Annotated in this window: 12 protein-coding genes; 5 read left to right on the top strand and 7 right to left on the bottom strand. The window is 67.0% G+C overall.

Annotated elements, in window-relative coordinates:
• Positions 1–55: 55 nt before the first annotated feature.
• Together NFW05_RS16940 and NFW05_RS16945 are read right to left on the bottom strand one after the other, a co-directional pair.
• Positions 56–1,903 (bottom strand): glutamine--tRNA ligase/YqeY domain fusion protein, encoded by a 1,848-nt coding sequence (locus NFW05_RS16940; RefSeq protein WP_295309708.1) that lies wholly within the window; start codon positions 1,901–1,903, stop codon positions 56–58.
• A 113-nt stretch (positions 1,904–2,016) separates the two neighbouring features.
• Positions 2,017–2,469: a type II toxin-antitoxin system RatA family toxin gene (locus NFW05_RS16945; protein ID WP_295309710.1), complete on the bottom strand. Its 453-nt coding sequence runs from the start codon at positions 2,467–2,469 to the stop codon at positions 2,017–2,019.
• A gap of 244 nt (positions 2,470–2,713) precedes the next feature.
• On the opposite strand from NFW05_RS16945, the gene dtd reads away from it, so the two are divergent.
• The 5 genes from dtd to rplS all read left to right on the top strand — a co-directional run bounded on the left by dtd (position 2,714) and on the right by rplS (position 5,415).
• The gene (dtd, locus tag NFW05_RS16950) at positions 2,714–3,166 is read left to right on the top strand and encodes a D-aminoacyl-tRNA deacylase (RefSeq protein WP_295309713.1); all 453 of its coding nucleotides are present in this window, start codon (positions 2,714–2,716) and stop codon (positions 3,164–3,166) included.
• Between the two features lie 210 nt (positions 3,167–3,376).
• Positions 3,377–3,631 (top strand): 30S ribosomal protein S16, encoded by a 255-nt coding sequence (gene rpsP / locus NFW05_RS16955; RefSeq protein WP_295309716.1) that lies wholly within the window; start codon positions 3,377–3,379, stop codon positions 3,629–3,631.
• A 49-nt stretch (positions 3,632–3,680) separates the two neighbouring features.
• Entirely contained in the window at positions 3,681–4,208 is a 528-nt protein-coding gene (gene rimM, locus NFW05_RS16960) for a ribosome maturation factor RimM (protein WP_295309718.1), read from the top strand.
• Positions 4,205–5,008, top strand: a complete 804-nt coding sequence (trmD, locus tag NFW05_RS16965) for a tRNA (guanosine(37)-N1)-methyltransferase TrmD (protein WP_295309721.1) — start codon at positions 4,205–4,207, stop codon at positions 5,006–5,008. The genes rimM and trmD overlap by 4 nt, the downstream gene beginning before the upstream one ends.
• Positions 5,009–5,031: 23 nt before the next feature.
• Positions 5,032–5,415, top strand: coding sequence for a 50S ribosomal protein L19 (rplS, locus tag NFW05_RS16970; RefSeq protein WP_295309722.1), 384 nt, complete (start codon positions 5,032–5,034; stop codon positions 5,413–5,415).
• 54 nt (positions 5,416–5,469) lie between these two features.
• Here rplS and folE2 read toward each other — a convergent pair whose 3' ends face one another.
• The 5 genes from folE2 to NFW05_RS16995 all read right to left on the bottom strand — a co-directional run.
• Complete coding sequence (gene folE2, locus NFW05_RS16975; RefSeq protein WP_295309725.1) at positions 5,470–6,297, bottom strand: GTP cyclohydrolase FolE2; 828 nt, start codon at positions 6,295–6,297, stop codon at positions 5,470–5,472.
• Complete coding sequence (gene dxs / locus NFW05_RS16980) at positions 6,294–8,207, bottom strand: 1-deoxy-D-xylulose-5-phosphate synthase (protein ID WP_295309728.1); 1,914 nt, start codon at positions 8,205–8,207, stop codon at positions 6,294–6,296. The genes folE2 and dxs overlap by 4 nt, the downstream gene beginning before the upstream one ends.
• Positions 8,208–8,258: 51 nt before the next feature.
• Complete coding sequence (locus NFW05_RS16985) at positions 8,259–9,125, bottom strand: polyprenyl synthetase family protein (RefSeq protein WP_295309744.1); 867 nt, start codon at positions 9,123–9,125, stop codon at positions 8,259–8,261.
• 53 nt (positions 9,126–9,178) lie between these two features.
• A complete protein-coding gene (locus NFW05_RS16990) occupies positions 9,179–9,466 on the bottom strand; it encodes an exodeoxyribonuclease VII small subunit (RefSeq protein ID WP_295309731.1) in 288 nt (95 codons plus the stop codon).
• A 146-nt stretch (positions 9,467–9,612) separates the two neighbouring features.
• Positions 9,613–11,046 (bottom strand): OB-fold nucleic acid binding domain-containing protein (locus tag NFW05_RS16995; protein WP_295309733.1); only part of this gene is annotated, 1,434 nt, incomplete at its 5' end.

Raw genomic sequence — 11,046 nt, forward strand, 5'->3', positions numbered from 1 at the left:
GGCGGATCCGCGGCAGCGTGACGGCGGCGCGATCCTCCTGGCCAGGAGCGGTCGGTCAGCGCCGATGGGAACCGCCAGCCGCCCAGGAATCCCTGAGCGTCACGGTGCGGTTGAAGACCGGTGCGCCGACACGTGAATCGACCCGGTCGACGACGAAGTAGCCGTGCCGCTCGAACTGGAAACCCGCTTCCGGCTGCGCGTCTTTCAGCGCCGGCTCGAGCCAGCCGTCGACGACACGCACGCTGTCAGGGTTGATGTCGTCGCGGAAATCGCGCTCGACTCCATCCGCATCGCCCTCGCGCCTGCCTCCCGGAGAGGGAACCGAGAACAGCCGGTCGTACAGCCGGACCTGTGCCCGATACGCGTGGTCCGCGGCCACCCAGTGCAGGTTGCCCTTGACCTTGTGAGCATCGGCGCCTGGCGTTCCGCTCTTCGAGTCCGGCAGATACTCGCAATGCACGACGCTGACCCGGCCACTCGGGTCATGTTCGCAGCCGGTGCAGCGGACGACGTAGGCGTGGCGCAGGCGAACCAGGTTGCCTGGGTAAAGGCGATGGTAACCCTTGCTCGGCCGCTCCATGAAGTCGTCACGCTCGATCCACAGTTCGCGGCCGAAGGGCATCTCGCGCCGGCCCATTTCCGGCTTCAGCGGGTGGTTGGCGGCCAGGCAGGATTCGCCGTGCCCCGCCGGATAGTTGTCGATGACCAGTTTCAGTGGATCGAGGACGGCCATCCGGCGCGGTGTCGTCTCGTTGAGCACCTCGCGCATGCAGTCCTCGAGCAGCGAATAGTCGATCAGAGAGTCGGACCGTGAAACCCCGACGCGTTCGGCGAACAACCGGAAGCCTTCCGGCGGGTAGCCCCGCCGTCGTGCGCCGACCAGCGTCGGCAGCCGCGGATCGTCCCAGCCGGTCACATGCCCTTCGTCGACCAACTGGATCAGCTTGCGCTTCGAGAGCACGATGTACGTCAGGTTGAGGCGCGAGAACTCGATCTGCTGCGGCAGCGGGCGCTGCAGAAGGCCACCCTCGGCGAGGCGTTCGAGCAGCCAGTCGTAGAACGGACGCTGGTCGGCGAACTCGAGCGTGCAGATCGAGTGGCTGATGTTCTCGAGAGCATCCTCGATCGGATGCGCGTAGGTGTACATCGGGTACACGCACCAGCGGTCGCCGGTGTTGTGGTGGCTGGCGTGGCGAATCCGGTAGATCGCCGGATCGCGCAGGTTGATGTTGGCCGAAGCCATGTCGATCTTCGCCCGCAACACATGTGCCCCGTCGGGGAACTCGCCACGCTGCATCCGCCGAAAGAGGTCCATGTTCTCGTCGACGCTGCGCTCGCGAAACGGCGAATCGACCCCCGGTTCGGTCAGCGTCCCGCGCCTGGCACGCATCTCCTCGGCGCTCTGGCTATCGACGTAGGCGTGGCCGCTGGCGATCAGGTACTCGGCGAACTCGACCATCCAGCCGAAGTAGTTGGACGCGTAATAGAGGTTGCACTCGGCTTGCGCATCGGCCCCGGCGGCCGGAGCCTCCCACGAGAAACCGAGCCAGCGGACCGCGTCGATGATCGAATCGACGTACTCCTGCTCTTCCTTCTCGGGGTTGGTGTCGTCGAAGCGCAGATGGCAGCGACCGCCGTAGTCCTCGGCCAGCCCGAAATTCAGGCAGATCGACTTGGCGTGACCAAAATGCAGATAGCCGTTCGGCTCGGGGGGAAAGCGCGTACGAATCCTCGCCGGATCGAGCGGGCCGGCGAGTTGCTGCGCGCCCGGCCCCGGACGACCCGACCAGTGCCGCAGCGCGTGCTTGCCGGCCGCGAGATCGGCCTCGATGATGTTGCGGATGAAATGGGTGCTGGCGATGGCCGCGGAGGCTGCGGAGTGGCTGGCTGGCTCGTGGTTCACGGTGCGGTCCTTGATTCGGGAAGCTCGCATTTTAACCGCCCGAGGGCGAGAAGCCGCGCCACCGGCCCCCGGCGACCCGCGAACACGACTCCCTGAAACCTGTTGGCCAGCGCTCAGCTCTCGCGGTCGACCGACCGCCTGGCCAGCCGATGCGCCTGGCTTTCGAAAGCGCCGACCATCGTCGCGGCCATCGGCAGCATCATCGTTTCGACGAACGGAATCAGGAAAAGCGACCGCGCCAGACAGTTGAACGCGAAATCGACCCGGCAGTGGTCCTCACCGTGCGGCACGAACGTCCACCGGATGTCGAACCGGCAGAATGAGCGATCGTTCGAAACCACGCTGATCTCCTGCGGCCGGACGAGTTCGGTGCGCGTCTGGAAGCGATGGGCGAACAGCCCGAGGGCGAGCGTCTGCACCGTTTCATAGCCACTCGCATCGCGGCGGACGATTCGCGCGTCGCGCATCAGGGGCACGAAATCCGGATAGCTTTCGACGTCGGCGACGACGTCGAACAGGCTCTCCGGCGGCAGTGCGACGATGCGGCTCTCGCGATGGCTGGCCATGGGCTTCGGCCTCCCTTTCGTACGCTGGTCGATCGCTCGCCGATCGGCAATACTTCTCCCGCGCCTGCGGCGCCGGCCCGGGCAGTGCCGCTACGGCTCTCCGGAACACCTGCTGGCGACGATCATAACAAGCTCGAGTGCCGCGCGATAGGTCGCCGGCGCCACCGGCAATCGCGGGCGCCGCGCGGCGACCGGAAGGTGCCTTAGAATTCGCGTCGGAATCCGTTGCTGTCGAGGCCCGATCGTGAGAGTCGTCGTCCAGCGCGTCGCATCGGCGCGCGTCGAAGTTGCCGGAGAGGTCGTCGGATCCATCGGCGCGGGTCTGCTCGTGCTCGCCGGCTTCGAGGTCGGCGACGCCGACCCGGACCTGACGTGGATGGCTGGCAAGCTGGCCAGACTACGCATCTTCCCCGATCCGGCCGGACTGATGAACCGCAGCGTCCTGGACACCGGCGGCGAAGTGCTCGCGGTCAGCCAGTTCACCCTGTTCGCCTCGACCCGCAAGGGAAACCGCCCATCGTGGAGCCGGGCAGCTCCGCCCGAAGTCGCGCAGCCTCTCTTCGCCGCCTTCGTCACCCGGCTCGAGCGGGTCCTCGAGCGCCGCGTGCAGACCGGAGTCTTTGGCGCCGAGATGCAGGTCCACCTGATCAACGATGGCCCGGTGACCATCGGCATCGATTCCCGACAGCCTGAATGATCGACCGGCCATCGCCCGAAGCGACGGCCAGCGAGTCGCCACGGCCCGTCGACTGGACGGCCGGCGGCGAGCCGCAGGAAGCGGAATCGCAACCCGCTCCCCTGTGCCCAGGCCACTCCGCCGGCCCCGGAACGCACGCCGAAGCGCTTGCCGGGCGGCATTTCTGCTATCATTCCCCCCTTTTTGCACAATCCTTCCGAAGGCACTGACATGGTTGTTATTCGCCTGGCCCGCGGGGGTGCGAGGAAGCGCCCCTTCTACAACATGGTGGTTACCGATTCACGCGCTCGCCGCGACGGCCGGTTCATCGAGCGCATCGGCTATTACAACCCGCTGGCCACCGACAAGGAGGTCGGGCTGCATGTCGCGAGCGACCGCCTCAGCTACTGGCTGCAGCAGGGCGCGCAGACTTCGCTGACCGTTTCGCGTCTGATCCGCCAGGCCGCGAGCAAGGCCACAGCCTGACTCCGGCTGGCCGGCACGCGCTCGATCTGCCGACAGGGAGGCCGATGACTTGCCGGCTCGCGCAGAAGAGATCATCGTCCTCGGCCGAATCGTCTCGGCCAGAGGCCTGCAGGGCGAAGTTCGCGTCTTCCCGTACGCCGACGACCCGGACGACTGGGCACGACTGAGCCACTGGTGGCTCGGCCGGGAAGGTGACACCCCGGACCGCTGGCAGCCGACCAGGCTGCTGCACTGCCGCAGCCGGCAGGACCTGCTGATCGCGCGCCTCGAATGCGCGGGCGATCGTGACGCTGCCGAGAGTCTCGGCGGTCTGCTGGTCGGCGCGCCGCGTGGCCAGTTGCCGCCGACCGGAAGAGACGAGTATTACTGGGCCGATCTGATCGGCCTCGAAGTGGTGAACACGAAAGCCGAGTCGCTGGGCCATGTCGCCGGCCTGATCGACACTCCGGCCAACCCGGTGCTCAGGGTTGCCCGAACGGATGGCGACGAAGGCCTGTTGCCCTTCGTCTCCGCGGTCGTGCTCGAGGTCGACCTTGGGCAGGGACGGGTGACGGTCGACTGGGAGTCCGACTGGTGACCGGTGAAAGGGCAGCGGCCCCGGCGGCTTCCTGCCTGGTGGTCGACGTGGTGACGCTTTTTCCGGAAATGTTCGCCGCGCTGACCGGGTCGGGAATCAGCGGCCGGGCACTTGCCGCCGGCCGCTGGGCCGTGCAGCTGTGGAATCCGCGCGATTTCACGAGCGACCGGCACCGCACCGTAGACGACCGGCCGTACGGTGGCGGGCCCGGGATGGTCCTCATGGCCGAGCCGCTGGAATCGGCGACGAGGGCGGCCAGGGCACGGCAGCAGGGGCTCGGCGCGGCCAGCCGGGTGATCTGCCTGTCGCCACAGGGCAGCCTGCTGACGCATCAGCGCGTGCTGCGCCTGGCGCAGGGTGCAGAAGCGCTGATTCTCGTCTGCGGACGCTACGAGGGAATCGACGAGCGCTTCGTTGGACGCTGCGTCGACGAGGAGATTTCGATCGGCGACTTCGTCGTCTCGGGCGGCGAGATCCCGGCGATGGCGCTGATCGATGCCGTCGTCCGGCAACTGCCCGGCGTGCTCAACGACGCCGAGTCGGCGGAACAGGATTCGTTTGTCGCGGGCCTGCTCGACTGCCCGCATTACACCCGGCCCGAGTGGTATCAGGGCTGGCGGGTGCCGGAAGTGCTGCTTTCCGGTCACCACGACGAGATACGGCGCTGGCGCCTGCAACAGGCGCTGGGCCGAACGTGGCAGCGGCGACCCGAGTTGCTCGCGGAACGCCGACTGTCGAAAGCGGAGACGCAACTCCTGGCGCAGTTTCAGGAGCAATGCGCTCATCAGAAGAAGATGTGATTCTCGTGAATGGAGTTCAGAAGATGAATCTGATCGAGCAACTCGAGCAGGAAGAGATCGCCCGTCTGGGCAAGGTCGTACCGAAGTTTTCACCGGGCGACACGGTCGTCGTCCAGGTCAAGGTCAAGGAAGGTTCGCGCGAGCGCCTGCAGGCCTACGAAGGCGTGGTCATCGCCAAGCGCAATCGTGGTCTGAATTCGAGCTTCATCGTGCGCAAGGTGTCGTCGGGTGAAGGCGTCGAGCGGACCTTCCAGACCTACTCGCCGCTGGTCGCGTCGATCGAGGTCAAGCGCCGCGGTGACGTTCGCCGCGCCAAGCTCTACTACCTCCGGCAACGTTCGGGCAAGTCGGCGCGGATCAAGGAAAAGCTCGTCCGCAAGACGCGCAGCACCGGCACATCGGCCTGACCCGAAAACCGGCTCGGCAGGCCGGACCCCTGCGGTGCGGCCTGCCCGGCGGAATCAGCAGCCGTCTGCCGCGGTGCGCCGGTCGCACTCGATCAGCGCGTAGGCCGAGTGGTTGTGGATCGACTCGAAGTTCTCCGATTCGACGACGTAGGCGTCGATCCTCGGCTCGGCATTGAGACGCGCAGCCACGTCGCGGACCATGTCCTCGACGAACTTCGGGTTGTCATAAGCCCGCTCGGTGACGTACTTCTCGTCCGGGCGCTTGAGCAGGCCGTAGAGTTCGCATGAAGCCTGCGCCTCGACGCATTCGACGAGTTCCTCGATCCACAGGTGCTCGTTGATGCGCACGGTCACCGTCACGTGCGAGCGCTGGTTGTGCGCGCCGCGCTCGGAAATTTCCTTCGAGCAGGGGCACAGACTGGTCACCGGGACGACCACCCGGATCGTCGATTCGATCTGCCCGTTGCTGATCTCTCCGGTCAGCGTCACCTCGTAGTCCATCAGACTTTGCACGCCGGAGACCGGCGCAGCCTTGTTGATGAAGTACGGGAAGCTCATCTCGATGTGCCCGGTCTCGGCCTCGAGACGGTCGACCATCTCGCGCAGCATTGCCGGGAAATTCTCGACCGATATCTCGCGCTCGTGGCTGTTCAGGATCTCGACGAAGCGCGACATGTGCGTGCCCTTGAAGTTGTGCGGCAGGCCGACGTACATGTTGAACATCGCGATCGTGTGCTGGACGCCCCCGCTCTTGTCGAGGACCCTGATCGGGTGGCGAATCGCCTTGATCCCCACCTTGTTGATGGCAATCCGCCGCGTGTCGGCCGAGCCCTGGACGTCGGCCATCACCGCGGGCGATCGAGGGGATTCGGGGGCGTTCATGACGGCTCCTCGCTGGGTGTTCGCTGTTCTCTCTGACTGACCGCCGGTCCGGCGGCCTCACTGCCTCTGGCGGCGCGCACCGCGCGGACGATACCCTCGCGATCGAGGCCGATTTCCGCGAGCAGCAGCGCCTGGTCGCCATGATCGATGAAACGGTCGGGAATCCCGAGGCGCACGAGGCGCACCGGACTGCCGACCTCCTCGAGCACGCGCTCGACTTCCGAACCCGCGCCGCCGATCACGGCGTTCTCTTCGACGCTGATCAGCAGCGAATGTTCCGCAGCCAGCGCGATGATCAGCTGGCGATCGATCGGTTTGACGAAGCGCATGTTGGCCACCGTCGCATCGAGTTCGTCGGCCGCGGCGAGCGCCGGCTGGAGCATGCTGCCGAAGGCGAGCAAGGCCACTTCGCGGCCACGACGCCGGATCTCGCCCCGACCAAGCGGAAGGCTGACGAGACTGTTTGCGATCGGCACCCCGGGACCGCTGCCCCGTGGATAGCGCACGGCGCTCGGGCCGTCGTGGCGATAGGCCGTGGTGAGCATCTTGCGACACTCGTCCTCGTCGGCCGGGGTCATCAGCAACAGGTTCGGGATGCAGGCCAGAAAGGAAAGATCGAAGGCGCCGTGATGCGTCGGCCCGTCGGCACCGACCAGACCGCCGCGATCGAGCGCGAAGACCACCGGCAGGTTCTGCAGGGCGACGTCATGGATGAGCTGGTCGTAGCCGCGCTGCAGGAACGTCGAGTAGATCGCCACGACCGGTCGCAGGCCCTCGCAGGCCAGACCGGCGGCGAAGGTCACCGCATGCTGCTCGGCAATGCCGACGTCGAAGTAGCGGTCGGGAAAGCGCTCGCTGAAGCGGACCAGTCCCGACCCCTCGCGCATCGCCGGGGTGATGCCGACCAGCTTCGCATCGGCCGCGGCCATGTCGCAGAGCCAGTCGCCGAAGACCTGCGTATAGGTCGGCCTGGTACCGGCCGGGCCACCGGCGATGCCCACGTCGGGCTGGAACTTCGAGACGCCGTGATAGAGCACCGGATCGACTTCGGCGAGCTTGTAGCCCTGCCCCTTCTTGGTGATCACGTGCAGGAACTGCGGCCCCTTGAGATTCTTGAGGTTCTGCAGCGTCGGGACCAGCGAATCGAGATCGTGGCCGTCGATCGGACCGATGTAGTTGAAGCCCATCTCCTCGAACAGCGTCCCCGGCGTCAACATGCCCTTGACGTGTTCCTCGGCGCGCTTGGCGAACTCCCTGAGTGACGGCGAGAAGTCGAGCATCTTCTCGCCGGCCCGGCGCGCCGCGTTGAAGCTGTTCCCCGAGAAGAGCCGCGCCAGGTAGCGATTCAGCGCGCCGACGGCCGGCGAGATCGACATGTCGTTGTCGTTGAGGACGACGAGCATGTCGGCGTCGGCGACACCGGCGTTGTTCAGCGCCTCGAAGGCCTCTCCGGCGGACATCGCGCCGTCACCGATGATCGCCACGACCTTGCGGCTCTGACCGCTGATCTTGGCGGCCAGCGCCATGCCCAGCGCGGCGGAGATCGAGGTCGACGAATGGCCGACGCCGAAGGTGTCGTACGGGCTCTCGCTGCGCTTCGGAAAACCCGAAATGCCCCCGTGCATGCGCAGCCTGGCCATTCCGGCGCGCCGGCCGGTGAGCACCTTGTGCGCGTAGGTCTGATGGCCGACGTCCCAGACCAGCCGGTCGTGAGGGGTGTCGAAGACGTGATGCAGGGCGATCGTCAGTTCGACCGTCCCGAGGTTCGACGACAGATGGCCGCCGGTCCTGGCCACCGACTCGACGAGAAAGGCACGCAGTTCATCGGCCAGTTGCGGCAGCTGCCGGCGGTCGAGCTTGCGCAGCTGGGCCGGATCGTTGATCGTGTCGAGAAGGGGGTAACGGCTCATGACTGTTCGTGATCCTGCATGCGGCCCGGTCTGCCGAGACGGAAGAGCGGACTAGAACTTGCGCTGGGTGATGAAATCGGTCAGCTCCGCGAGGCGCCGGCCACGTTCGCCGAGCGATCCCAGGGCGTCGATCGCCTGCTCGCGCAGGTCGGCAGCCAGCTCGCGGGCCCCGTCGAGGCCCATCAGGCTGACGTAGGTCGGCTTGGCGGCTGCCGCATCCTTGCCCGCCGTCTTGCCGAGTGTCGCCGTGCTCGCCGTGCAGTCCAGGATGTCGTCGACGACCTGGAAGAGCAGACCGGCGCGCTTGGCGAAGCGATCGAGCGCCTCGCGCTCATCGGCTGCCAGTCGCTGCCCGCAGAGCGCGCCGAGCAGCACGGCGGCGCGAATCAGTGCGCCGGTCTTGAGCGCATGCATCAGCTCGAGCTCGGGCTGGGTCAGCTGCCGGCCGACCGAGTCGAGGTCGATCGCCTGACCGCCGGCCATGCCGCACGAACCGCTGGCCCTGGCGAGCAGGTAGACCATCTCGACCTGCCGACCCGGGTCACCCGGATCAGCCCTGGCGAGCAGCTCGAAGGCCAGCGACTGCAGGCTGTCGCCGACGAGCAGCGCCGTCGGCTCGTCGAACTCGACATGGCAGGTCGCCCGGCCGCGGCGGAGCACGTCGTCGTCCATGCACGGCAGATCGTCGTGCACCAGCGAATAGCTGTGGATCAGCTCGACGGCGCAGGCCGCGACCTCGAGCCGCCCGGGCGGCGCCTCGCTGACTTCTCCGGCGGCGAAGACCAGCAGCGGCCGCACCCGCTTGCCGCCGTTCAGCGTTGCGTAACGCATCGCCTGATGCAGGCGGCCCGGGATCGCTTCGCCGGGCGGCAGCGCGCGCGCGAGGCTCGCTTCCACCTGCGCCTGGACGCTGCGCATCCAGTCCTCGAAGGGAAGCCGCGGCGAGGCACCCGGCTCAGCCACAGGCGGACTCACCGCGTGACTCCGCGATCGGCATCGAAGTCGCGCAGCATCCCCTCGTCGAGAATCTGGATCTGACGTTCGGCGTCGCTGAGCTGCTGCTGGCAGTGCCTGAGCAGCTCACTGCCCCGCCGATAGGCCGCCAGCGCCTCTTCGAGCGGCAGGCGCCCGGTTTCCATCTGCTGGACGATCTGCTCGAGCTCGGCCAGCGCCGCCTCGAACTTCAATTCGCCGAGCAATGGCGGGCCGCCGGCCGGAATCGCGGTATCGTGTGCAGGGTCGGCAGGCTCTCGGGGCATCGAAGGGACTCGGATTAAACGAGAGAAAATAGCCTATCCGGGGGTCCGCGGTCAATTGAAAAGCACGCCGTGCCACGCCACGTCGCCGGAGAGGACCTGCGCTCGCCGGCCCGACGATCCCGGAGGTTCCGGCTGGCACGGCCCGCTCAGCCGTATTCGACGCTGACATTGTCCTTGCCGAGCCAGTCGCCGACCGCGGCGAGCAGCTCGTCCTCGAGCCGCACGCGGCTGGCTTCGCCCAGGGCCAGTTCGCAGCTCGCCTCCCCGTTGCAGTACGCGAGGCGAACCGGGCACTCGCCAGGCGTGTAGGGCGCCAACAGCGCGCGCAGCCGCTGCGCTGCGCCACTCGCTGCAGCCCCGCTGGCCTGTCCGTTGATCGACAGGCGCAACTGGCGAGCGAAACGCCCGCGTGCTTCGCCGAGCGTCAGCAGACGTTCGGCAACGACCCTGACGCGCCCTTCTCCGGCGTAATCGTCGCGCTGGACGCGGCCCTCGACGATCAGCACGTCGTCCTCGCGCAACCTCGAGCGGTCGGTCTCCAATACCTCGCCATACACGGCAACCTCGACCGACGCGCTGCCGTCGTCGAGCTGGACGAAAGCCATCCTGCCGCGACTGGTGATCTTGCTGCGCACGCCGACCACGAGACCGGCGAGCCACTGCGCCTCCTTCGCCGGTTCGAGCGCAGCGAGCGGGCGCCGGACGAAGCGCGACACCTCGGGCTGCAACGCCCGGAACGGATGGCCCGAGAAATAGAAGCCGAGCGCGAGTTTCTCCTCGTTGAGCTTCTGCCGCTCGCTCCATGGCGCCACTTCGACGTATTGCGGCCCGTGCTCGGTGGCCTGGTCGTCCCCGTCGCCGAAGACGTCGAACAGGCTGCCCTGCAGCGCGTTGCGTTCGGCCTGCTCGGCGGCATCGATCGCCACCCCGACCGAAGCGAGCAGACGAGCCCGATGACCGTCGAGCGAATCGAAAGCTCCGGCGCGGATCAGCGCCTCGATCGTCCGCCGGTTGACCAGCCGCTTGTCGACCCGCCGGCAGAAGTCGAACAGATCGCGGAAAGGCCCACCGGCCGCGCGCGCCTTGATGATCACATTCACCGCCTGCTCGCCGGTGCCCTTGACCGCGCCGAGACCGTAGCGGATCGTGCGCCGGTCGACCGGGGTGAAACGGTACGCCGAAGCATTGACATCCGGTCCGAGGACCGTCAGACCGTTGGCGATCGCGTCGTCGTGGAGGACCTTGACCGTATCGGTGACGTCCATGTCCGAAGACAGCGTCGCGGCCATGAACGCCGCGCAATGGTGCGCCTTGAGCCAGGCCGTCTGGTAGGTGACCACCGCGTACGCCGCGGTGTGCGACTTGTTGAAACCGTACTCGGCGAACTTCTCCATCAGGTCGAAGAGCTGCATGGCCAGCTTTTCGTCGTAGCCCTTCTTCTTCGCTCCCTCGCGCATCAGGTCGCGGTGCAGGGCCATCTCCTCGGCCTTCTTCTTGCCCATCGCGCGCCGCAGCAGATCGGCTCCACCGAGCGTGTAGCCGCCGATGATCTGCGCGATCTGCATCACCTGTTCCTGATA

The sequence above is a fragment of the Accumulibacter sp. genome (assembly GCF_023806625.1).
Classification (GTDB): Bacteria; Pseudomonadota; Gammaproteobacteria; order Burkholderiales; family Rhodocyclaceae; genus Accumulibacter.